Source organism: Shimia aestuarii, from assembly GCF_022814865.1.
GTDB lineage: Bacteria > Pseudomonadota > Alphaproteobacteria > Rhodobacterales > Rhodobacteraceae > Shimia > Shimia aestuarii_A.
This window is the reverse complement of record NZ_JAKVRD010000029.1, coordinates 1-22,781: the sequence shown is the minus strand read 5'-3', so window position 1 is coordinate 22,781 and position 22,781 is coordinate 1. Positions and strand designations below refer to the sequence as shown.

The window sequence follows — 22,781 nt, the reverse complement described above, 5'->3', positions numbered from 1 at the left end:
CGTCGGTATTGCGTCTGTATCGCGGTGGTGCAGATTCTGCGGGGATGTGGCTTGCGTCTTTCGGTGACCTATGGTTGTTACGATATAACGTATCTATTGCCACGGAGACAGGACATGCAGAAAAGGCGCGCTGCATTCTCAGATTCGATGCAGGAACGCGGGCCTCGCAAGACGACGCGCCTGCGTCAGATCGGCGAGGTCGCGTGATGGGGCGGCGAAATCTCCGCGCCGGGAATGTGCGGCGCCGGCAGGGCGACCCGATGCGCGAGTTCGATGCCTTGCCGCCGCCGCTTCGGGCATGGCTTCGGCAGGCGGCGCTGCCATGGAGCGCGAAATCGGCCCTGCGCATCTGGGAGCAGGCCTGCCGGGAAGGCGGTGCGGACGCAGCGCTGGCGCGGCTCGCCGCCGCCGAGGCGGGGACACTCGCGCGGGATGCCGTGATCCGGCAAAAAGCCGCCAAACACGGTTGATTTCCCTTTAAACGCGGCTTATAGAGCGCCTGTCGACAAGGCGTGCAGCGCCATAGAACAAAGAGACGAGCAGGGTCGGGCACTACCGGCCCTCTTTGTTTTATGTGAACGGCGTTGCGGCTGACCAACGAAACCCAAGACCGGCGGAGACAACCGCACGGCCAGAAAAAGCACTTTGTAAAGGAAAAGACGCCACATGGCTAACGCAACCATGGAGGAATTCGAAGCCCTCCTTAATGAAAGCTTCGAAATGGACACACCGACCGAAGGGTCTGTTGTCAAAGGCAAGGTCATCTCGATTGAAGCGGGCCAAGCCATCATCGACGTAGGCTACAAGATGGAAGGCCGCGTTGATCTTAAAGAATTCGCAAATCCCGGTGAAGCTCCTGAAATCGCTGTTGGCGACGAAGTAGAAGTGTTCCTCCGCGCGGCCGAAAACGCCCGTGGCGAAGCCGTGATTTCCCGCGAGATGGCCCGCCGCGAAGAGGCATGGGACCGTCTTGAAAAAGCATATGCAGACGATGCACGCGTCGAAGGCGCGATCTTCGGCCGCGTCAAAGGCGGCTTCACTGTCGACCTCGGCGGCGCCGTTGCATTCCTGCCCGGCTCGCAAGTTGACGTGCGCCCCGTGCGCGACGCAGGCCCGCTCATGGGTCTCAAGCAGCCGTTCCAGATCCTCAAGATGGATCGTCGCCGTGGCAACATCGTTGTCTCGCGCCGCGCTATCCTCGAAGAGTCGCGCGCCGAACAGCGTGCAGAGGTCATCGCGAACCTCACCGAGGGTCAGGCCGTGGAAGGCGTCGTCAAGAACATCACCGAATATGGTGCCTTCGTGGACCTCGGCGGTGTGGACGGTCTTCTCCACGTCACCGACATGGCATGGCGCCGTGTGAACCACCCGTCGGAGATCCTGTCGATCGGCGAAACCGTCAAGGTTCAGGTCATCAAGATCAACAAAGAAACCCACCGCATCAGCCTCGGCATGAAGCAGCTGCAGGAAGATCCGTGGGATCTCGTTGCGGCGAAATTCCCGCTCGAGTCGGTGCACACTGGCCGCGTCACCAACATCACCGACTACGGTGCGTTTGTTGAGCTGGAGCCCGGTGTCGAAGGTCTCGTTCACGTCTCGGAAATGTCCTGGACCAAGAAGAACGTGCACCCCGGCAAGATCGTCTCCACCTCGCAAGAGGTTGAGGTCATGGTTCTCGAGATCGACCCCGCGAAACGCCGTGTCTCGCTTGGCCTCAAGCAGACCATGCGCAACCCGTGGGAAGTCTTTGCAGAAACCCACCCGGAAGGCACCGAGGTCGAAGGCGAAGTCAAGAACATCACCGAATTCGGTCTGTTCATTGGCCTCGACGGCGAAATCGACGGCATGGTTCACCTCTCCGACATCTCGTGGGACGAGCGTGGCGAAGACGCCATCCAGAACTACAAGAAGGGCGACGTCGTCCAAGCCGTGGTTTCGGAAGTCGATGTCGAGAAAGAGCGCATCTCGCTCTCGATCAAGGCGCTTGGTGGCGACAAGTTCGCTGAGGCCGTTGGCGGCGTGAAGCGTGGCTCGGTCGTCACCGTCGAAGTCACCGCGATCGAAGATGGCGGTATCGAAGTCGAGTATGAAGGCATGAAGTCCTTCATCCGTCGTTCGGACCTGTCGCGCGACCGTGCAGAGCAGCGCCCCGAGCGTTTCTCGGTTGGTGACAAGATCGACGTGCGCGTGACCAACGTGGACAGCAAGACCCGTCGTCTTGGCCTGTCGATCAAGGCACGCGAGATCGCAGAAGAGAAAGAGGCCGTCGAACAGTACGGTTCCTCCGACTCCGGCGCATCGCTCGGCGATATCCTTGGCGCAGCGCTCAAGGGCGACGAATAAGCCAAAGGCCGGAAACGGCAGCAAGATTTGGAACGGCCCCGTATTGCACGGGGCCGTTTTTTCATGTCCAACTGTGGCCGCCGGGCCAAGGCTTTTTGAGAAGCCTTGGGCAAGCGTTTTGAACGGCTTGTCGGTGCAAGAGACAAGGGAGAGGCACATGAGCAAGAAAACCGCATTGATCACGGGCGCAGCGCGCGGCATCGGTCTGGCGACGGCAAAGCTATTGGCAGCGGACGGTTGGCGCATCGCGATGCTGGATCGCGACACTGAGGCGTTGCACGAGGCGATCCAAGAGGTCGAGGATGCGGTCTACCTTCCGTATGATGTGTCGGACCCCGAACAAGTCCAGGCAGCAATCTCGGATCTGCGGTCCTCCTGCGGGCGGCTTGATGCCTTGGTCAACAACGCTGGCGTGGCCGATTTCGGCCCCATTGAGGAGACGGATTTCGCCCGCTGGCGGACCGTGATGGCGACCAATCTCGACGGGGTGTTCCTGATGAGTCAGGCGGCGACACCGCTTCTCAAGGCGAGCAAAGGGTGCCTCGTCAATATCGCCTCGATCTCGGGGCTGCGCGCCTCGACGCTTCGGGTCGCCTATGGCACGTCGAAAGCTGCGGTGATCCAGCTCACGAAACAGCAGGCGGCGGAGCTTGGGGAATATGGTGTGCGGGCCAATTGCGTCTGTCCGGGACCGGTGCGCACCAAGCTCGCCATGGCAGTCCATAGCCAAGACATCATCGACGCATATCACGATGCCATCCCGCTCAACCGCTATGGAAGCGAGCGCGAAATCGCGGAAGCCATCGCCTTCCTATGCTCCGACAAGGCGAGCTATGTGACGGGGCAGGTTCTGGCCGCGGATGGCGGGTTTGATAGCACCGGAGTCGGGCTACCCGCGCTGCGCCGTTGACCATTGTGGCCGGAATGGGGCGTATTTCTCATTCCGAATCAATGGCTTCTTCTGCGCTGCGGCAAGGGGGTTTTCTGGGCCAGCCATGCCACGGCACAGGAAAACAGGTCTCTGAAGCGCGGGAATTGAGCGGAATCCGGCGTTTTTCCGGCGGAACTGACGCGTATGTGTTTCCGTTTTTCCGGATTGTTCCTATAGTCGGGGCGATGCACGCGCAAAAGACATGCACGCCCAGGGAGTAAACAGTCAGATGATCCGCTCGGAACTCATTCAGAAAATCGCCGATGACAATCCGCACCTGTATCAAAGAGATGTGGAGCGTATTGTGAACACGATCTTTGAAGAGATTATCGACGCTATGGCGCGCGGCGACCGGGTCGAACTTCGGGGCTTTGGGGCGTTTTCGGTCAAGAAACGCGACGCACGTGTTGGGCGCAACCCGCGCACGGGCGAAACGGTGCAGGTCGAGGAGAAGCATGTACCGTTCTTCAAGACCGGAAAACTCCTGCGCGACCGTCTCAACGGGAAGTAATCCATGCGGTATATTCGCTATGCATTCCTCGCCGCGCTGGCGATAGTGCTTATTTCTGTGGCTATGGCCAACCGGGGTATGGTCACGCTGAGCCTCCTGCCCGAGGCGTTGGCTGATCTGACGGGGTTCGGTTGGACCATCGCGCTGCCGCTCTATGCGGTGATCTTTGCCAGTATCGCAGCAGGCGTTTTGATCGGCTTCATCTGGGAATGGCTGCGCGAGCACAAGCACCGCGCCGCCGGTAGCCAGATGCAGCGTGAACTCAAACAGACCAAGCGCGAAATGCGCCGCATCAAGGGCAGCGAGGGCAAGCCGCAGGACGAGGTTCTCGCGATCCTCGACGAGGCGAGCTAGGCCCGTTTGCAAGCGGGTCCGCTTGCGGGTAGAGACAGATCATGGATATCCGGGTCAAGATATGCGGGCTGAAAGAGCCTGAGCATGTGGTTGCGGCTGCCGAGGCGGGCGCGGCCTATGTCGGTCTTGTGTTTTTCGAGAAATCGCCGCGCTACGTGACGCCGGAACAGGCGCGCGATCTCGCCTTGGCCGCGCCGGTCGGGCTCGCCAAGGTGGCGCTTGTGGTCAATGCCGAGGATGCGTTTCTTGATCATCTCTTAGAGACGGTGCCGCTTGATGTCTTGCAGTTGCATGGCAAGGAAAGCCCTGAACGGGTGGCGGAAATCCGGGCGCGCTATGGCTTGCCGGTGATGAAGGCGGTGGGGATTGCCGAGGAGGCGGATCTCGCGGCGCTTCAGACCTATGGCGCTGTGGCGGACCAGCTTTTGGTCGATGCCAAGCCGCCCAAGGGCGCAGAGCTTCCCGGCGGCAATGGGTTGGCGTTCGATTGGCGGCTTGTGAACCGGAAATACTGGCCCTGTCCGTGGATGCTCGCCGGGGGACTCACGCCCGAGAACGTGGCCGAGGCGATCCGCATGACGGGCGCGCGGCAGGTCGATGTCTCGTCCGGTGTCGAAAGCGCGCCGGGGGTGAAGGATGCTGGCCTGATCCGCGATTTCGTCGCGGCGGCGACGGGTGTTGGTGCGGCTGCGGCGGTGCCGAAGCTGCGGTAAGGCCATAGGCCCGCGCGCCAACGTCTCAGGGCACCGCTTTCAGCTTGCCCTGTATCCATGTGCGTTCTAGGTAATGTGGACGCGCAGGAGAAGGGCGACCCAATGGCCAATGATCTTTTCAATTCCTTCATGACCGGACCCGACGAAAAGGGCCGGTTCGGCAATTACGGCGGGCGGTTCGTGTCGGAGACACTGATGCCGCTCATCCTCGATCTCGAGGCGGAATATGAAAAGGCCAAGACCGACCCGACCTTCTGGGCCGAGATGGACGACCTTTGGAAGCACTATGTCGGTCGCCCCAGCCCACTCTATTTCGCGGAGCGCATGACCGAGACACTTGGCGGCGCGAAAATCTACCTCAAGCGCGACGAGCTCAACCACACCGGCGCGCATAAGATCAACAACGTCCTTGGCCAGATCATCCTTGCCCGCCGTATGGGCAAGAACCGCATCATCGCGGAAACCGGCGCGGGCCAGCATGGCGTGGCGACGGCGACGGTCTGTGCCAAGTTCGGCCTCAAATGCGTGGTATACATGGGCGCGCATGATGTGCAGCGTCAGGCGCCGAACGTGTTCCGTATGCGTCTTCTTGGTGCCGAGGTGATTCCGGTGACCTCTGGGCGTGGCACGCTCAAGGATGCGATGAATGATGCGCTGCGCGATTGGGTGACCAATGTGCGCGACACGTTCTATTGCATCGGCACAGTGGCAGGGCCGCATCCCTATCCGGCCATGGTGCGCGATTTCCAGTCGATCATCGGCAAGGAAGTCAAACAGCAGCTTCCCGAGTTCGAAGGCGAAGGTGCGCTTCCCGATACGGTCATCGCCGCAATCGGCGGCGGGTCGAACGCGATGGGGCTTTTCTATCCGTTCCTTGACGACAAAAGCGTCAACATCATCGGCGTCGAAGCCGGAGGCAAGGGCGTCGACGAGAAGATGGAGCATTGCGCCTCGCTGACCGGTGGGCGTCCCGGCGTGCTGCATGGCAACCGCACCTATCTCTTGCAGGATGACGACGGGCAGATCCTTGAGGGATATTCGATCTCGGCCGGGCTCGACTATCCGGGGATCGGGCCGGAGCATAGCTGGCTCAACGATACGGGCCGGGCGCAGTATGTCTCGATCACCGACAAGGAAGCGCTTGAAGCGTTCCAGTTCTCCTGTGCCCATGAGGGGATCATCCCCGCGCTCGAGCCGTGCCACGCGCTTGCGCATGTGATGAAGCTCGCGCCGACGCTGCCGAAGGATCATGTTCTGGTGATGAACATGTGCGGTCGCGGGGACAAGGACGTGCAGACCGTGGCGCGCTATCTCGGCTTTGACATGAGCGATACCGAGGGGCGTTCGGCGGACTAGGTAACGCGGTCTGCTTTTTTGAAATGAATGCAAAGAAAGCGGTGTGCACAAGTGGCGCGCCGCTTTCTGTTTGGGGAGGTGGCTTTTCGATTGTTGCGCGAGGGGGTAATTTTGTTGCGCACAAGTCACGGTTGTGCCGCGGCTAAAAATGCGGCGTTGAGCGAAACTGCCCCATCCGGCTATTCAGCAGCCCCGGCCCAAGCGGACCGGACCCTAGCGGGCGGAGATGATCATTCCCCCGGTGCAGGCGGCGCTGCCGTTTCTGTATTCCAGGGCCGTGCCGCCGAAAGTTGGTGATTGGTGTAGCTCAGTCTGGAGAGAGCGACAGGGTCAGGTCCTGTAGGACGCGGGTTCGATTCCCGTCACCTCTACAAATGTAGCTCAATGGGTAGAGCAATCGACAGTTAATCGATGTGTCGCAGGTTCGACTCCTGCCATTTGACCAATGGTAAGCGCTCCAAACGCTCGGGGTTCGACTCCCCTACGCCGGATAATCCGGCTCATTCGGGTTCCAGGGTTGCTCCAGCAGGGGCGGCTCTTGCGCCGTGCACCCCGTCGGTGAACGGCAAAGGAATCGCCGCTGCTCTGGTGTCGTGCCGGAGCGGGGATGACGATTGCGCCGGCCTTGGGCCCGCATGGGCATGTTCGCATGATCCAAGCGCGCCTTTGGCCTGCTCTTTCCGCTCGCCCAACTCCTGCGCGATAGCATGGCGCGGGGCGGCCCTGGCGCCTTTTTCAGCCTCGTTTCGAGGCCTTTCACCTGTGGGCAATGTTGCCCCAACCTCAACAAAACAAGGAGTTCGCGTTTTGCGACGACGATAGGACGAGACCGAAAAGGAGACGAAAATGGCACATGTCCTTGAACGAATGATTGACCGGCTGACCGGGCATATCCGGGTTACGCTGATGGAAACCGAGCGGATGCTGGTGCTCCACAAAGGTCGGTTCGAGGCGATCCTCGGACCGGGTGAGCACCGGATCAAGGCGCGAAATGTGGTGCGCGAAGTGCATAATCTGGATCGTCTTCGGTTCACATCTCCCTATGAACGGGCGCTGTTTCGTGAACGGCCTGACCTTGCCGAGGCGCATCTGAGCGAGTTCCGCGCAGAACAAGGCGAGGTTCTTGTCCTGCACCGGGATGGACGGCCTTTCGAGGTCATCCTGCCGGAGGAACGCAGCGTGGTCTGGAATGATGCCGGGCCGTGGACTTCGGAAGCGGTCGGCGTGAGCGAAACGCTCGAAATGCCGACCAGCCTCATGCGGCGCCTTGTACGCAGCGGTCTGACGATGACCTTTCAGGGCGTCGAGGTGGCCGAGGGTCATGTGGGCCTCCTGACGGTGGACGGGGTGCACATGGGCGAACTCGCTCCTGGGACGCACGGTTTCTGGAAAGTGGGTCGCCATGTGGCCGTTAAGCAAATCGACTTGCGTCACCGGGTGCACGAGGTAACGGGCCAAGAGATCCTGACCAAGGATCGGGTCACGATCCGTGTCAACCTCACGGCTGGTTTTCGGGTCGTGGATCCGCTCAAAGCGGTGGGCTTGGTGAAGGACTTCGATGAGGCGCTGCATCGCGCGCTTCAACTTGCCTTCCGCAAGACGCTTGGCGGTCTGACCCTCGACCGGCTTCTGGTCGAGAAAGGGGCAATCCACGAGGAGGCCGCCGAAGCGGTGCGCCGCGAGATGGCCGGGATCGGTATCGAAGTTGGGGAGATCGCGCTCAAGGATGTGATCCTTCCCGGCGAGATGCGGGACATCCTGAACCGGGTGGTCTCTGCTGAGAAAGAGGCCGAGGCCAACGTAATCCGGCGCCGGGAAGAAACGAACGCAACGCGGTCGCTTCTCAACACGGCAAAGGTCATGGCGGAAAACCCGGTGATGCTGCGCCTGAAAGAACTCGAGGCGCTTGAAAGCATCGCGGGCAAGGTTGAACGGCTTACCGTGCATAACGGTGCCGAGGGCCTTATGAATGATCTCGTGCGTTTGCGCGACTAAGACATGGACCGGCCCGGGGGTTGCCTCGGGCCGGTTTTCGTTCGGACCTAGGTCTCCAGAAGCACGGTCTCAAATCCCTCAAAGCTCGGCGGGCCCATGATCGGGCTTTCGCCTTCGCGCTTGCCTGCGTTCTTGTGGGCGGCGCGGAATTGCTCGGACTTGGTCCAGGCTTCGAAATCTTCCTTGCTGTCCCAGAGCGCGTAGCTCGAATAGAGGGTGTGGTCGTCGTGGGTCGGCCCCTTGAGGAGGCGGAACTCGCGAAAGCCTTGCATCTCTTTCAGCCGGCTTTCGCGGCTTTTCCAGATTTGTTCGAAATCGGCTTCGCGGCCGGGGCGGATCTTGAAGCGGTTCATGGCGATGAATGACATGGGAAACCCTATCGTTGTGTCAGTGCGGGGGCGCTGGCTCGGGTGCGAAGGGATGCAGGCACGGGTGGCTGGCTGGCCGCAATGGACAGGAGCCGGGGCCGAAGGTCAAGGCGGTCAGAGCGCGCAGGCCTTCAGAACCCGCAGCGGCACCACATTGAGGGCGCGTTGATGCGTCGCCGAAAGATCGACACGGGGGGCGCAGCCTTCGTCATGGGCCTGCAGAAACCGCGCGGCGCAGAGGCACCAGCGGTCGCCGGGCTTGAGGCCGGGAAAGGCGAAATCGGGCTGGGGCGTCGAGAGGTCATTGCCGACATAGGCCGAGAAGGCGAGGAATTCGGCGGTCATCACGGCGCAGACCGTATGGTTGCCCTGATCCTCGTAGCAGGTATTGCAATGGCCATCGCGGAAGAACCCGGTCATGGGATCGGAAGAGCAGGGGGTGAGCGGGGCGCCAAGGACGTTCACAGAGGGTTCTTGATGGATCATGGGGGCAGGATGCCACGAGATAGGCCATTCGGCAAACCCGGCGTCCTGTCATAGAGCTGTGACATTCGGCTTGACCTATGCGGGCGTCGCGGAAAGGGTCGGGGCATGAAACGCATTACAGAACCCGCCCGCGAAATCGACGTTGTCCATGAAACCGAAGTGCTTGTCGTGGGGTCCGGCCCCGGCGGGCTTTCGGCGGCGCTCGCGGCGGCGCGGGCGGGGGTGGATGTCACGCTGGTCGAACGGTTCGGCTGTTTCGGGGGCAATATTACGGTCGTCGGTGTCGAGGGGATGCATTGGTATCGCCACGAGGCCACGGTCGAGAGCGACGGTATCCCGCGCGAGTTTGAGGAGGCCGCGAAGGCGGCGGGCGCGGCGGTGCCGGAGAGCCAGTCGCTGAGCTATGAGATCGACTCGGAAGGGTTCAAACTCGTGGCGGACCGGATGGTCGAGCAGGCGGGGATTCATCCGATGCTGCATCGGGCCTTTGTCGCGCCGATCATGGAGGGCGACAGGATCATCGGCATCATCACTGAATCCAAGGCAGGGCGCGAGGCGATCCTTGCGCAGGTGGTGATTGATGCGACGGGGGATGCAGATGTGGCGCATCGGGCGGGTGCCCCCTGTGAGAAGGCGGCGCGCGAAGACCTCATGGCGGCCTCTGTGATGTTCCATGCCGCTGGGGTCGACCGGAAGGCGTTCCTTGCCGGTGTGCAGGCCGATCCGCAGACCTACAAGGATTGGGGCGGTGGCGGCGAATGGAATATCGAGACTTCCGGCAAGGAGGACGAGATGTTCTCGCCCTTCCTGCACAAGCCGTTCCAGCAGGCGATTGAGGCGGGGATGATTCCGCCGCATCTCAACACCATTGCCGGCACATGGGGCGCGGCGCATGAAAGCGGCGAGCTGACCTATATGAACCTCGTGCATCTTGCAGGGATCGACGGCACGGACCCGGCGGACCTCACAAGGGGCGAAATCGAGGGGCGGCGGCAGGCGATGCTGGCGCTCGAGGCGTTGCGGTCCTTCACGCCGGGGTGCGAGGAAATCCGGCTTCGGAATTTCGGCATGAGCCTTGGTATCCGCGACACCCGCAAGGTGCAGACGGTGTATCGGATGACCGAAGGGGATGTGCGCGAACAGGGGCGGTTCGAGGACAGTATCGGGATTTTCCCCGAGTTCATCGACGGCTATGGCGTTCTTATCCTGCCGACGACGGGGCGCTATTTCGAGGTGCCCTATCGCAATCTCCTGCCGCAGAAGGTCCGGGGGTTGTTGGTTTCCGGACGCGCGACGGGGGGCGAAAAGATCGCCCATGCGGCGACGCGCAACATGGCGTGCTGCGCGGTGATCGGGCAGGGCGCAGGGGTTGCGGCAGCGCTGGCCGTGCGTCAGGCGCGCGACTTGGACGCGCTTGACGTGGGCGAGATACAACGCGGGCTTTTGCGTCAGGGCGCGCGGGTACATTAGGGGCCAGCCCCTCTTGCCTGCCAAGGCAGGCAATTCACCCCGGGATATTTTCGGCAAGAGGAAGGGCGGGCCTATTGCGCGGCGTCTGCGATGGCGCGGAACATGGCGACGTTGCTTTCATGGGCGCCCGGTTCGCGGAACTGGCGGTCGGCGGCGTTCGTCGCGATGACGACGCCGAGCGGTTTGTTCACGTAGATGTATTGCCCGTAGATGCCACGCCCGAGATATTCGCCTTCGGTCGCGCCGATGGGCACCCACCATTGGTAGCCATAGCCGATGGCGCCCTCTGCGGTATTGGCGCTTGCGACTGTGCTCTCGGCGACCCAGGGGGCGGGCACGACCTGTTGGCCGTTATAGGCACCGTCTTGCAGGAACATCTGGCCGAAGCGGGCGTAGTCGCGGGTGCGGATGTTGAGGCCGCCGAGGACGAAGGCAACGCCTTCGCCATCGGTGATGTAATAGGGCGCGTCCTCGTAGCCGAGCGGTGCGATGATCTTCTCGGACAGGAGCGAGGGGATATCGCGCCCGGTTGCGCCACGGATCACCATACCAAGGATATGGGTGTCGATGGAGACATATTGCCAAGTCGCGCCCGGCGCGGTGAAGGTCTCGGTGAGGCCTTCGGCAAAGCCGTCCATCGTGCCGCCAAGGGCGATCACGCGGCCCATGCGGTTGATGTCGGAATCATAGTCGAGATAGTCCTCGTCGAAGGTCACGCCGGAGGACATCTGAAGCACGTTGCGGATCGTCGCACCGTCATAGGCGCCACCCTTGAGGGAGGGGGCGTATTTGGTCACCGGGTCGTCGAGGGAGTCGATATGGCCCTCGTCGTAGATCACGCCAAACAGCGCCGGAAGGTAGGATTTGGCGACCGACCACGAGATGCGGCGATCCTCGGGGGCCGTGCCGAGATGATAGCTTTCATGCATAAGCGCGCCGTCCTTGAGGACCACAAGGGCCGTCACCGAGCGCGCGTCGATCCAATCGGCGCTTCCTTCGGGGAGGGTCATCGCCGGGCCTTCGGGCAGCGGAGAGACCGGACCCGCGCCGCGATCCACGGGCGTGGTCAGGAAAAGCGTGTCCATGTTTGAGAAATTGTGGACGATTTTCTCTTCTGAGAACAATGAGTTCACTGCGAGAAGCCGTGTGATCTCTTCGCGTTTCCAGATATAGAGAACGACGGCCGTGACGATCAGAAGCAACAGTATCCGACCGAGCCATTTTCCAAATGTGCGCCTTTCACCCTCTCCCTTTTGACGCAGTTGGCCTCAGGAAAGGGCGGTTTGGCAAGTCTAACGTTAGGAGAGTTGGGTCGGGCCTTGCCAGTCGATCCAGCGCCCGTGGAAATCCACACGCCCAAGGGAAAGGCGGTGATCACCGGGCCAGAGGCGGAGGGAGAGTGCGGCGCCCGGGGTTTGGCCGTCGGTTTCCATGGAGAGCCAGGCGAGGGGCGCGGCCTCGGTCGCGGCGGCGCCTGCGGTTTCAATGAGGGCGGTGCCGCGGGTCTGAACCTCGGGCGGGAAATACTGCCAGGCGACGGTGTGATAGACGAGGTGCAGCGTGCCCTCTTGCGGCGAGGAGAGGCGGGGCGCGAGCCAGTCGATCGCGTCGGCGCGGTCCACGGGGGCGTCCTGTGCGGCGATGGCGGCGCGCGTCCGGGCGAGGCGTTCGGATTGATCCGGCCAGAGATAGGCCATGAGCCGCAGGGCACCCGCCGGGCTATGGGCGTCGAGCGGGTTGAGGTCGACGCCGCGCCGGTCAGCTATGTGCAGGTCCGAAGGGGCAGGGCAGGGGCCGGTCCAGTCCGGGGCGAGTGTGAAGGCCGCATCGGGGGCGGCGAAATGCGTCTTGTCCGCCTCAAGCGCGAAGCGGTCGAACATCAGGTTCAGACCACCGCTCGCACCGAGTTCGGAGAGGCGCAGGGGCAGACCAAAGCGCGCGGCAAGCATATGCGCAACGGGGATCAGGGCAGCGGCGCGGCGCACCTCGTTGGTTTGCGGCGAGCTTGCGATCCAATCACAGAGAAAGGCGTCATGGGTGTGCAGCGCGGTATCGAGGGCGGCCCAAAGCGCGGGGTCGTCCGTCGCAGCGGGCGGGTAGGCGGCGGCGAGGGACGGGTCGCGCCCGGAGAGACAGAGCGCATGCAGCCCGCCCGCGATCCGCAACGGTAGGCTATCGGCGTAGGGGGACATGTCGCCGGGCCAATGCGCGACCTTGTTTGCCAAGGCGGTATCCTCGGGCCAATGGTCGGCAAGGAGGCGCAGGAGGCGGCCCATGAAGGGGCTATCGAGATTCTCGCAATGGCCAGCCTGCGCGCGCAGAGCATCGCGGATCATTTGAACTTGTCCGCGAGCTTTTGCAGCGGGCTGCGTGTGTCCTCGGGTTCGGGCGCGGGTTCTGCGGCGGGTTTGGGGGCGGCGTCTTTCGGCGTGGTCGTGGAGGACCGGGGCGGATTCACGCGCAGGGCAACGGCATTCATGAACTTGCCGGTATCGCCTTCGGCCAGTTGCGGCGCGCCGTCGGAGATCCCACGCAGCAGATCGTCGAGCCACTCCTGATCGGCCTTGGCGAAATCGCGCAGCACATAGCCCGCGACGGCGTTCTTGTTGCCAGGGTGGCCGATGCCGAGGCGGACGCGGCCATAGTCGGGGCCGATATGTTGGTGGATGGAGCGCAGTCCGTTATGGCCTGCGTGGCCACCGCCCTGTTTGACGCGGCATTTGCCGGGGGCAAGGTCCAGTTCGTCGTGAAAGACGGTCACGTCGTCGGGTGTTAACTTGTAGAAGCGCATGGCTTCGCCGACGGATTGGCCGGAGAGGTTCATAAAGGTTTCCGGGCGCAGGAGCAGCACCTTTTCCCGGCCCAAGCGGCCTTCGGTGATCGCGCCTTGGAACTTGCCCTTCCACGGGCCAAAACCGTGATCTTCGGCGATGCGTTCGAGGGCCATGAAGCCGATATTGTGGCGGTTGCCTGCGTATTTGCCACCCGGATTGCCGAGTCCGACGAAGAGTTTCATGCGCTGCGCCCCGATGATCCTGTAGTCCCGTGATCTATAGGGGCGGGGCGGCGCGGAATCAATCGCGTGGGACAGACGAAAAACGCGGCCCCCGAGGGAGCCGCGTTCAATACAGAGCCGTAAGGGCGGGGAAGATTATTCTTCCGCTGCTGCTTCCTCGGTGGCTGCTTCTGCTTCATCTTCGCCTTCTTCGTCGTCATCCGATGCTTTGAGGCCGGACGGTGCGGAGATGTTGGCAATGACGAAGTCGCGGTCGATGGTCGGCTTGGCGCCTTCCGGCAGGGTGACGTCCGAGATGTGGACGATGTCACCGATTTCGAGACCTGCGAGGTCTACGGTGATCGACTCGGGGATGTCACCCGCGGTCACGCGAAGCTCAACGTCCGGACGCACAACGGTGAGAACGCCGCCGTGTTTGATGCCGGGGCATTCGTCTTCGTTGATGAAGTCGACGTGGATGAAGAGGTTGATCTTCGAGGTACGGCGCAGGCGCAGCAGGTCGAGGTGGGTCGGAAGGTCTTTGACGACGTCGCGCTGAACGTTGCGGCAGATCACGCGCACGTCTTCTTCGCCTTCAACCTTGAGGTTGAAAAGGGTCGAAAGGAAGCGGCCTTCTTTCAGCTTCTTGAGAAGCGTGTTGAAGGGGATCTGAATTGCCAGGGGATCCTGGTCGCCACCATAGACGACACCGGGAACCATACCATCGCGACGTGCTTGACGAGCGGCGCCCTTGCCTGTCCCCGTCCGGACCTCGGCGTGAAGATCAGGGATCTGTCCAGCCATTTTGTATTCTCCAATATGTTAGGGCAGGGTGCCTCCAAGGCTGTCACCCCGCGTGAAGCCGCGCCTATAGCGCGTTCTTTGCTGTTTGGAAAGAGGATTCGGCGCGAAATCAGGGATCTCGCGCCAAAGCGGGTCAGCCCTGCCAGCGCCCGCCGAAATCCTCGGGAACGAGAAGGATATCGCGGCCCAACTCGTCGATACGGCGACGCCCGCAAAGCGCCATGGAAATGTCGAGCTCGCGGTGCAGAACTTCGAGCGCCGTGGTGACGCCCTTTTCGCCCATTGCGCCGAGGCCATAGACGAAGGCGCGGCCGATAAACGTTCCCTTTGCGCCCATGGAGACGGCCTTGAGGATGTCCTGCCCCGAGCGGATGCCGCTGTCGAGATGCACTTCGACCTGATCGCCGACGGCGTCGAGGATCGAGGGCAGGGCGCGGATCGAGGAAATCGCCCCGTCGAGCTGGCGTCCGCCATGGTTGGAGACGATGATCGCATCGGCCCCGACCTGAAGCGCCATCTTGGCGTCTTCGGCGTCGAGGATGCCCTTGAGGATCACCGGGCCGCCCCAAAGCTCTTTGATCTTGGCGATCTTGCCCCAATCAAGGGTCGGGTCGAATTGTTCGGCGGTCCATGCGCCGAGGTCGGCGGCGTCGGAGATGCCGTCTACGTGGCCGACGATATTGCCGAAATTGCGCCGTTTCGCGCCGAGCATACCAAGGCCCCAGGACCATTTGGTCATCAGGTTGGCGATGGTCTTTGCGGTGAGCTTGGGCGGGGCGGAGAGGCCGTTCTTGAGATCCTTGTGGCGCTGGCCGAGGATCTGAAGGTCGAGCGTAATGACAAGGGCGGAACAACCTGCCGCCTTGGCGCGTTCGATGAGGCGGCGCACGTAGTCCTCGTCGCGCATGGTATAAAGCTGAAACCAGAAGGGTTTGGTGGTGGCCTCGGCCACCTCTTCGATGGAGTTGATCGACATCGTCGAAAGGGTGAAGGGCACGCCGAATTTCTCGGCGGCGCGGGCGGCCTTGATCTCGCCATCGGCGCATTGCATCCCCGTCAGGCCCACGGGTGCGAGGGCGACGGGCATGGAGACGTCCTGTCCGATCATTTGGGTCGCGGTGGAGCGGCCCGACATGTCTACGGCGACGCGCTGGCGCAGGTAGATCTTGTCGAAGTCTGAGGTGTTTTCGCGGAAGGTCTGCTCGGTCCAGCTGCCGCTTTCGCAATAGTCGAAGAACATGCGGGGCGTGCGGCGTTCGTGGAGGCGCTTGAGATCGTCGATGCAGGTAATGACGGGCATGAGAGGCTCACTTTTCCCTTGTATTGGTAAAGGTTCTTTACCAATGCGGCGAAAAAGACGCAACGGCATTTTGCGCGCGCTGGTCTGGTCATTGCGGGGCGAGGCGGTAGGCTTAGACGCAAACAGGAGAGCATCATGTATTTTGACGATTTGCCGGTCGGGTATCGCTTTGAGGCAGAGGCCGAGTACGAAGTCACGCAAGAGTCGATCCTCGCCTTTGCGCGGGATTGGGATCCCCAGCCGTTTCACACCGATCCGGAAGCGGCCAAGGAGTCGGCCTATGGCGGGTTGATCGCGAGCGGGTTGCAGACCATGGGAATCGCGCTTCGGCAGGTTCTCGAGATGAATGTCTGGGCCGATAGCTCGATGGGGTCTTCGGGTTTGGACGAGGTGCGTTGGAAAGTGCCGGTGCGGCCCGGAGACAGGCTGCGCACGCGGGGGGAAATACTGTCTTCAACACCTTCGGCCTCGCGTCCGGATCGGGGGCGGACCGAGATCGCTTATGAAACAGTGAACCAGCGCGACGAGGTTGTGATGACCTACCGCGCGACGCAGATCCTCAAGCGGAAAGGCTAGGTGCGTTCGGCTTCGAGATAGACGAGGCTCAGGGCGGTGGCGATCAGGAGTGCGACGGCTTCCATGATGAGCGTCGACAGGATCAGCGACAGGGTGCGGCCGATAATGCCCGTGCCGAAGGGCAAGACCGACAAAAGCAGGGTGCCGATGAGGATCGCGACGCCGGGGCCGACAAGGAAGTTCGGCACGAAGCCCCGCAGCGTGGCCTGACCGCGCGCGAGGGCGCGGCGCAGCGAGGTATCGCCGCGTTCGGCAGACGCGGGCAGGACAGAACCCACCAGGCCAAGCAGGATCGCGGCGGCAGGCAGGGCGATAAGAAAGCCAAGCAGCGTCACAAGTGTCTGCAGCCGGGGATTGGCGAAGTCGATGATCTGGATCGCCGAGAGCACCATGAACGCCGCCGTCATCGTTAGCATCAGCAGGAAGAAGAAGGCCGTGAAGCGCAGGGCATAGCGGAAAATCGGCACGTTGCGCCCGTCGATGCCCTTGGTCGAAAGGGGATCGGACCAAGGGTGCGTCTCGCCCATCTGGATCATGCGGTGGGTGTAGAGCATGACCAATGAGGCAAAGGCGAGCGAGACAAGTCCAACCGCCTGCATGATGCTTTCGAGCATGACGACGGCAAGACAGACCACCGCGTAGAACGCGATGTTGCGTTTGACGGTTTCAATCGCGAGGGCGAACATACGGGTCAGGCGCGATGCGCGCCGTCGGCGAGCGACTTGACGAAGGAGAGCACCTCGGAGACGGGTTTGCCCGCGCCGATCTGGCCGACGATGGCCGAGCCGACCACGGCCCCATCCGCGACAGAGGCGATGGCCTCTGCCCGATCCGGCGTGTTGATGCCGAAGCCGACGATGATCGGCAGATCGGTCTTGGCCTTGATGCGCGCGACTTCCGGGCCAACCTCGCCGGCCTGTGCCTCGGCGGCGCCGGTGATGCCGGTGACAGAGACATAATAGACAAAGCCAGAGGTGTTCTGCAGCACTTTGGGCAGGCGTCTGTCATCGGTGGTCGGGGTGGCGAGGCGGATAAAGTTCAGGCCCGCGGCTTGGGCCGGGATGCAAAGCTCTTCGTCTTCTTCCGGGGGCAGGTCCACGACGATAAGGCCGTCGATCCCGGCGGCCTTGGCATCGGCAAGGAAGGTATCGACGCCGCGGTTATAGATCGGGTTGTAATAGCCCATGAGCACGATCGGCGTCGTGTCGTCCTGTTTGCGGAACTCGGTCGCGAGGTCGAGGGTCTTTTGCAACGTCATGCCGCCGTCGAGCGCGCGCTGCCCGGCAAGCTGGATCGTCGGGCCATCGGCCATCGGGTCGGTGAAGGGCAGGCCAAGCTCGATGATGTCGACACCGGCCCCCGGCAAGCCCTTCACGACCTCGAGCGAGGTTTCGTAGTCGGGGTCGCCCGCCATGACATAGGCGACAAATGCCTTTTTGCCCTTGGCGTTCAGGTCAGCGAATTTGGCGTCAATGCGAGTCATCGGAGCGTCCTTGTGCTTTCGTCGCTCCGATTTGCCGCAAAAACGGTGCGGGAATCAATGGCGTGCGGCAGGAAAAGCGCGAGGCGGGACAGCGTGCCGCCTCTGCGCTACGAAAACGCGGGTCAGAACCGGCGTTTTAGAAGGAACGGTGCCAGCGCAAGAGCACGGTGTTGGCGCCGGGGTTGATGTTGCCGAGGCCCGCATTGGATTTGTGCAGCACGGCCAGCGAAATCTTGTCGCCAGAGGGCAGATGATAGGCGAGGCCAATCAGGCTCCGGAATTCCAGCGTATGGCCGAGATCAGTCAGGGCGCTGTCCTCGAAATAGGCGCCGGGCATCACGCTCGCCTCTGCGGACCAGTCGGACGAGAAGGCGTATTTGCTCACGAGGCCACCACCGACGAAGATGTCACCACCCGCCTGTGCCGAGACGACGCCCCCCCAACCGAGGGTGAAGTTGCCATTCTCATAGAAAGGTGTCGCGTGATATTCGAGCGAGAGGATCGCACTGTCATTCGCGCCATTTTGGTTGAAGTCGGTATACCCTGCGCCAAGAACGAGTTCTTGGGCCGAGGATACACTAGCGACGGCGCAAAAACCGGCCGCGAGCCAGACAGCTTTCATGAAAGATCCTCCGGACAAATCCAATTTGATATCAAGATAATCAAGCGCACCAGTTGCATGGTTGCAAGCGATGACATGCCGAAACGTGCGACTCTGTGGAAAAGTGTGGTTCTTTCGCACATATGACGCGCGCGCGGGCGCGAAGCAAAGAGGCGGCTTGCGTCGAGGTTAGACAGCCAATAAAGCGATGCGAGCTACTTCAGGGGCCCGGGCACGATCTGCCGTGGGCGCCGCAGGATCATCGAACGGGAGGCCGCTATGGGCTTTAAGATGGGGATTGTCGGTTTGCCGAATGTGGGCAAATCCACGTTGTTCAACGCGCTGACCAGGACTGCGGCTGCGCAGGCGGCGAACTTCCCGTTCTGCACCATCGAGCCGAACGTCGGCGAGGTGGGGGTGCCGGATGCGCGTCTCGACAAGCTTGCGGCGATTGCGGGCTCCAAGCAGATCATCCCCACGCGGATGACCTTTGTTGATATCGCGGGCCTCGTCAAAGGTGCTTCGAAAGGGGAGGGCCTTGGCAACCAGTTCCTGGCCAATATCCGCGAAGTGGACGCGATTGCCCATGTGCTGCGTTGTTTCGAAGACGGCGATGTGACCCATGTCGAGGGGCGTGTTGATCCGGTCGAGGATGCCGAGGTGATCGAGACCGAGCTGATGCTTGCCGATCTCGAGAGCATCGAGAAGCGCCGCGCCGGGCTCGTGCGCAAACTCAAGGGCAATGACAAGGAAGCGGTGCAGCAGGACCGTCTCCTTGCGCAGGCGCAGGCCGTTCTCGAAGATGGCAAACCCGCGCGCGTTGTCGATGTCGATGCAGAAGACGCTAAGGCATGGAAAATGCTTCAACTTCTGACAACGAAGCCGGTGCTTTATGTTTGTAACGTGGGTGAATCCGAGGCCGCAGAGGGCAATGCCCATTCCGCCCGCGTGGCCGAAATGGCCGCCGCACAGGGCAACAGCCACGTTATCATCTCGGCCCAGATCGAAGAAGAGATCAGCCAGCTTGAGGATGAGGAAGCCGCCATGTTCCTCGAGGAAATGGGCCTTGAAGAGGCGGGCCTCGACCGGTTGATCCGGGCAGGCTATGAGCTTCTCCATCTCGAGACCTATTTCACCGTCGGTCCCAAAGAGGCCCGCGCCTGGACCATCCGCCAAGGCACCAGCGCGCCGCAGGCCGCAGGCGTTATCCATGGGGATTTCGAGAAGGGGTTCATCCGCGCCGAGACGATCGCCTATGAGGATTTTATCGCCTCGAACGGTGAGCAGGGGGCCAAGGAAGCGGGCAAGATGCGCGCCGAAGGCAAGAGCTATATCGTCCAGGACGGCGACGTGATGCACTTCCTCTTCAACACCTGAAGACTGCAAGACTGACCAAGGTTAACGGCGAATCGACAGGCGAAACCCCCTGTCGGTATCACGTCGGTATTGCGTCTGTATTGCGGTGGTGGCGATCTCGAAACGCGCGGGGTCTTCGGCGCGTGCGGTGCTTTGCGCCTGTCCGGCCCTAATCACAGATCGGCAGAACGCGGGGCGGCTGTTTCGGCAAGGATTGGCGCCACGTGTTGATGATCGGCTGCAGGCGTTGCTTGGGCCAGAACTGCGGCGCACCGATTTTCTCGAGGCAGGCCGTATTCCAATAGAGCCCGGACCCCGCCAGCGTTGCTTTCTTCGAGACCGTGCGCGCCACTGCGTCGATATCGCCGGATTCAGGGTAAATGTAGAGCGTTGTCGGGTTCCCCTCGACCAGTGATATGATCTCTTGCGAGTGATCCTCTGACCATGTGGTGCAGCCATTGCTGCGCCCGCTGGTGTAATCGATCAGGCGGCCAAAAGGCACATAGCCCTCGTCATCCGCATGCGGGTTCTCGGGGTCTTCGAACCGGCATTGCCAGCGCACGAAGGCGGCCCGATGCCCACCGATGGCACGCTCTCTGGCGTTCTGGGTTTCGCCTTCTCCGTCAAACAGGATGAAGGTTCGGTAGAAGGGGGTTTTCGCGCCGTCCTCGTGGATGACCCCCTTGAAAGATGTGCGGGTCTCGGCCGTCACATAGGCGCCGCCCGCCGTCAGCTTTGAGCCCTCGGCATTGCTGAAGTTCTGGGCGCATTCGCGGCCGTTGGAGAAATTCGCGCGGTGCAGTTTGCGTCCGTTGCCATAGCCCGACGAGATCGCGCGAAAGGTCCGGCTGTCCTCGCAGATGATATAGAAGCGTCGCCCCGCCTTGCCGTCCTGTCCGGTGCTCGGGCGGGTGGCGTCCATGGCGAAGTAGCAGGCGTTCCGCACCGAGCCTTGCGCGCGTTTCTTTTGGTAGAGATCCCGGGCACGGTGCAGGACAACCGACGCGATCTTGCCTTCGCCGACCCCGACATGTGTCTGCAGCCAAGCCGGAACGGGCGCGGGATTGGCCGCCACGGCGCCGGGCAGGCCGACACAGAGCGCGGCAAGAGCGGCAAGCGCAGAGCGGCGGGCGGTCGAAGGCATGGGCGAATCTCCTGCAGGGCGAACCATAGGATAGGTTTACCCCATTTTGGCGGGGTCGCCCAAATGCAGGGCTCTGCCAGTGGCGGAACTTGGCGTGTGCCCGCGGTTTTCGCGTCGCATCGCCCGAGCGCGCAGCCACGTGAAAGCGGTGATTTCCCCAACCGTCGTTTTCTTCATGCCCCCCTCTTGCCCTCCGCCGCGCGCATCGCTAAACGGGTCGGCGGAGACGTGGCCGAGTGGTCGAAGGCGCTCCCCTGCTAAGGGAGTAAACGGGAAACCGTTTCGAGGGTTCGAATCCCTTCGTCTCCGCCACCAAACAATTTTGTTTGATTTGAATGGGCCGCTTTGAGCGGCCTTTTTCTTATAATTTCTCACATTTAGGCCCATTTTTCGTTTTTGTTGGATTTCTTTCGATGGTGCCGGTATCGTTTGCTTGGGTGGTACGAAATGTGGTATTTCTGAATGGCGCTTTCTGGGAAGCTGACAAAGAAATTGGTGGAGAATCTCGGCGCTGGGCGGCATGGCGATGGCAATGGGTTGTATCTGGTTGTTGATCCTTCTGGCGCGCGGCGCTGGATCGTACGCGTGGTGGTCAAAGGGCAGAAGAACAAAAAGGGTGCTCCTCTGAGAACCGATTTTGGCTTAGGTGGCGCGGATATTGTCACGCTCAATCAGGCGAGAGAGCGCGCGCTGGAATATCGGCGCATGGCCAAGCAAGGCCTGAACCCAAGGTTCAATGCGCGCCAGGAAGTCCCAACCTTTGAGGAGGTGGCGCAGCAGGTTCATATTGATCGCATGCCGACGTGGAAGAATGCCAAGCATGGAGCGCAGTGGATCAATACATTGCGCGATTATGCCTTTCCCAAGATTGGGCGCATGCCCATCGACAGCATTGATCAACCCGAAGTGCTGATGTGTCTGTCTCCGATATGGACGGAAAAACACGAGACGGCACGACGTTTATCACAACGTATCAAGATCGTGCTGGATGTTGCCAAGTCAAAAGGGTTTCGATCTGGTGAGAACCCGGTGACGGCCATCAAGGATGCGCAGGTTTTGCCTAAGGTAAAGGCAAAGCCCAAACACCACATGGCGATGCGCTGGCAGGATGTGCCCGATTTCTATGCGGATCTCAAAACCAAGACTGCAATGTCGGCCAAGGCTTTGATGTTTACGTGTTTGACAGGATCAAGAACCGGCGAAGTCTTGGGGCTGCGCTGGGCAGAATTGGACTTTGAGAAGCGTCTTTGGATCTGCCCTGCCGAACGCATGAAGACCGGCGAGGAGCATCGTGTTCCTTTGACTGATGAGATGTTGGCCATCATCGAACCGTTGAAAGCCATGGAATCCAAGTATGTCTTTGAGGGGCAGAAACGTCATCAGCCGCTTTCTAACATGTCAATGCTCATGCTTTTGCGTCGCATGCAGGTGGAGGGCGTCACCGTGCATGGCTTTCGCTCGACCTTTCGAGATTGGGCGGCGGAAGAAGCCAATGCGCCGCGTGAGGTGGCCGAGAAGAGTCTGGCGCATTCAGTGGGCTCGGACGTCGAGCGGGCGTATGCGCGTTCAGATCTCTTGGAAAAGCGCCGCGCGCTGATGCGCATGTGGTCGCAATATGTAACATCCCGGTGCAACTAGGGGGATCGAGGATGGAAATAGTAACTATCAACGAACCGGAATCACGCTGCCTCGAGCTGTTTCGCATGGCGTTAAGCGAAAGCACCCAAGTTGCGCGGATGGCCGCTATCACGGTCATGAAGCACGAGGTGGTGAGTTTAGGCTTGGATAGCTTCCCTATTGGAGCTGGAAAGACCTCGCCGGCTTTCGTGCAGTGGGTCGCGGAAACATCTCAGGACCGATATGAAGCTGCTGATCCGCCCCACTTGAGTGGTCCAATTTGATTGTTAGTGCATGATCGGCCTTTGGTCCATCTGGATGATGGTTTCGGGGGCCGGTGGGCGATAGCCCAGAGCACTGTGGGGTCGTTTCGTATTG

Annotated in this window: 23 protein-coding genes, 1 tRNA gene and 1 pseudogene; 14 read left to right on the top strand and 11 right to left on the bottom strand. The window is 61.4% G+C overall.

The features are described from left to right. Positions 1–206 precede the first annotated feature (206 nt). The 8 genes and pseudogenes from MK745_RS18505 to MK745_RS18470 all read left to right on the top strand — a co-directional run bounded on the left by MK745_RS18505 (position 207) and on the right by MK745_RS18470 (position 8,203). Positions 207–470, top strand: a complete 264-nt coding sequence (locus MK745_RS18505) for a DUF6525 family protein (protein ID WP_243614684.1) — start codon at positions 207–209, stop codon at positions 468–470. Positions 471–666: 196 nt separating this feature from the next. After that, positions 667–2,343 (top strand): 30S ribosomal protein S1, encoded by a 1,677-nt coding sequence (rpsA, locus tag MK745_RS18500; RefSeq protein WP_243614683.1) that lies wholly within the window; start codon positions 667–669, stop codon positions 2,341–2,343. A 157-nt stretch (positions 2,344–2,500) separates the two neighbouring features. Continuing rightward, the gene (locus tag MK745_RS18495; RefSeq protein WP_243614682.1) at positions 2,501–3,253 is read left to right on the top strand and encodes an SDR family NAD(P)-dependent oxidoreductase; all 753 of its coding nucleotides are present in this window, start codon (positions 2,501–2,503) and stop codon (positions 3,251–3,253) included. Positions 3,254–3,467: 214 nt separating this feature from the next. After that, a pseudogene (ihfB, locus tag MK745_RS18490) lies at positions 3,468–3,785 on the top strand (integration host factor subunit beta); the annotation flags it as partial. 3 nt (positions 3,786–3,788) lie between these two features. Then, positions 3,789–4,139 carry a lipopolysaccharide assembly protein LapA domain-containing protein gene (locus MK745_RS18485; protein WP_243614680.1) on the top strand — a complete coding sequence of 117 codons (351 nt, stop codon included), beginning with the start codon at positions 3,789–3,791 and terminating at the stop codon, positions 4,137–4,139. Between the two features lie 41 nt (positions 4,140–4,180). Continuing rightward, positions 4,181–4,852, top strand: a complete 672-nt coding sequence (locus MK745_RS18480; protein ID WP_279391857.1) for a phosphoribosylanthranilate isomerase — start codon at positions 4,181–4,183, stop codon at positions 4,850–4,852. Positions 4,853–4,954: 102 nt separating this feature from the next. Then, positions 4,955–6,208, top strand: a complete 1,254-nt coding sequence (trpB, locus tag MK745_RS18475) for a tryptophan synthase subunit beta (protein WP_243614679.1) — start codon at positions 4,955–4,957, stop codon at positions 6,206–6,208. Between the two features lie 846 nt (positions 6,209–7,054). After that, complete coding sequence (locus MK745_RS18470) at positions 7,055–8,203, top strand: slipin family protein (RefSeq protein WP_243614678.1); 1,149 nt, start codon at positions 7,055–7,057, stop codon at positions 8,201–8,203. 47 nt (positions 8,204–8,250) lie between these two features. Here the strand turns inward: MK745_RS18470 and MK745_RS18465 are convergent, their stop codons facing one another. Together MK745_RS18465 and MK745_RS18460 are read right to left on the bottom strand one after the other, a co-directional pair. Beyond that, the gene (locus MK745_RS18465; protein WP_243614677.1) at positions 8,251–8,571 is read right to left on the bottom strand and encodes an antibiotic biosynthesis monooxygenase family protein; all 321 of its coding nucleotides are present in this window, start codon (positions 8,569–8,571) and stop codon (positions 8,251–8,253) included. A 114-nt stretch (positions 8,572–8,685) separates the two neighbouring features. Then, positions 8,686–9,057 (bottom strand): DUF2237 family protein, encoded by a 372-nt coding sequence (locus MK745_RS18460; protein WP_243614676.1) that lies wholly within the window; start codon positions 9,055–9,057, stop codon positions 8,686–8,688. Between the two features lie 105 nt (positions 9,058–9,162). On the opposite strand from MK745_RS18460, the gene MK745_RS18455 reads away from it, so the two are divergent. Continuing rightward, entirely contained in the window at positions 9,163–10,527 is a 1,365-nt protein-coding gene (locus MK745_RS18455) for an FAD-dependent oxidoreductase (RefSeq protein ID WP_243614675.1), read from the top strand. Positions 10,528–10,598: 71 nt separating this feature from the next. Here the strand turns inward: MK745_RS18455 and MK745_RS18450 are convergent, their stop codons facing one another. From MK745_RS18450 to MK745_RS18430, 5 genes are all read right to left on the bottom strand, one after another. Next, positions 10,599–11,720, bottom strand: a complete 1,122-nt coding sequence (locus tag MK745_RS18450; protein WP_243614692.1) for a serine hydrolase domain-containing protein — start codon at positions 11,718–11,720, stop codon at positions 10,599–10,601. Positions 11,721–11,825: 105 nt separating this feature from the next. Next, positions 11,826–12,863 (bottom strand): DUF2332 domain-containing protein, encoded by a 1,038-nt coding sequence (locus tag MK745_RS18445; protein ID WP_243614674.1) that lies wholly within the window; start codon positions 12,861–12,863, stop codon positions 11,826–11,828. Next, complete coding sequence (gene pth, locus MK745_RS18440) at positions 12,860–13,543, bottom strand: aminoacyl-tRNA hydrolase (protein ID WP_243614673.1); 684 nt, start codon at positions 13,541–13,543, stop codon at positions 12,860–12,862. Before pth ends, MK745_RS18445 begins: the two co-directional genes overlap by 4 nt. Positions 13,544–13,678: 135 nt before the next feature. After that, positions 13,679–14,326 (bottom strand): 50S ribosomal protein L25/general stress protein Ctc, encoded by a 648-nt coding sequence (locus tag MK745_RS18435; RefSeq protein ID WP_243614672.1) that lies wholly within the window; start codon positions 14,324–14,326, stop codon positions 13,679–13,681. Positions 14,327–14,459: 133 nt separating this feature from the next. Further along, the gene (locus tag MK745_RS18430) at positions 14,460–15,626 is read right to left on the bottom strand and encodes an alpha-hydroxy acid oxidase (RefSeq protein ID WP_243614671.1); all 1,167 of its coding nucleotides are present in this window, start codon (positions 15,624–15,626) and stop codon (positions 14,460–14,462) included. A 135-nt stretch (positions 15,627–15,761) separates the two neighbouring features. Here MK745_RS18430 and MK745_RS18425 point away from each other — a divergent pair, with 135 nt between their 5' ends. Beyond that, positions 15,762–16,202 carry a MaoC family dehydratase gene (locus MK745_RS18425; RefSeq protein WP_243614670.1) on the top strand — a complete coding sequence of 147 codons (441 nt, stop codon included), beginning with the start codon at positions 15,762–15,764 and terminating at the stop codon, positions 16,200–16,202. Here the strand turns inward: MK745_RS18425 and MK745_RS18420 are convergent. From MK745_RS18420 to MK745_RS18410, 3 genes are all read right to left on the bottom strand, one after another. After that, entirely contained in the window at positions 16,199–16,888 is a 690-nt protein-coding gene (locus tag MK745_RS18420; protein WP_243614669.1) for a hypothetical protein, read from the bottom strand. The two genes, MK745_RS18425 and MK745_RS18420, sit on opposite strands and share 4 nt — an antisense overlap. Before the next feature lie 5 nt (positions 16,889–16,893). Continuing rightward, positions 16,894–17,685 (bottom strand): tryptophan synthase subunit alpha, encoded by a 792-nt coding sequence (gene trpA, locus MK745_RS18415; RefSeq protein WP_243614668.1) that lies wholly within the window; start codon positions 17,683–17,685, stop codon positions 16,894–16,896. A gap of 136 nt (positions 17,686–17,821) precedes the next feature. Next, on the bottom strand, positions 17,822–18,307 hold the full coding sequence (locus MK745_RS18410; protein WP_243614667.1) for an acyloxyacyl hydrolase: 486 nt from the start codon (positions 18,305–18,307) through the stop codon (positions 17,822–17,824). A 258-nt stretch (positions 18,308–18,565) separates the two neighbouring features. Between MK745_RS18410 and ychF the strand changes: the two genes are divergently transcribed. Then, positions 18,566–19,663, top strand: coding sequence for a redox-regulated ATPase YchF (gene ychF / locus MK745_RS18405; RefSeq protein ID WP_243614666.1), 1,098 nt, complete (start codon positions 18,566–18,568; stop codon positions 19,661–19,663). A gap of 148 nt (positions 19,664–19,811) precedes the next feature. Here the strand turns inward: ychF and MK745_RS18400 are convergent, their stop codons facing one another. Further along, positions 19,812–20,786, bottom strand: a complete 975-nt coding sequence (locus MK745_RS18400; RefSeq protein ID WP_243614665.1) for a murein L,D-transpeptidase catalytic domain-containing protein — start codon at positions 20,784–20,786, stop codon at positions 19,812–19,814. Between the two features lie 222 nt (positions 20,787–21,008). Between MK745_RS18400 and MK745_RS18395 the strand changes: the two genes are divergently transcribed. From MK745_RS18395 to MK745_RS18385, 3 genes are all read left to right on the top strand, one after another. Beyond that, positions 21,009–21,098 (top strand) — tRNA-Ser (locus MK745_RS18395). 150 nt (positions 21,099–21,248) lie between these two features. Beyond that, positions 21,249–22,424, top strand: a complete 1,176-nt coding sequence (locus tag MK745_RS18390; protein ID WP_243614664.1) for a tyrosine-type recombinase/integrase — start codon at positions 21,249–21,251, stop codon at positions 22,422–22,424. Positions 22,425–22,435: 11 nt separating this feature from the next. Continuing rightward, a complete protein-coding gene (locus MK745_RS18385; RefSeq protein WP_243614663.1) occupies positions 22,436–22,687 on the top strand; it encodes a hypothetical protein in 252 nt (83 codons plus the stop codon). Positions 22,688–22,781: the final 94 nt, after the last annotated feature.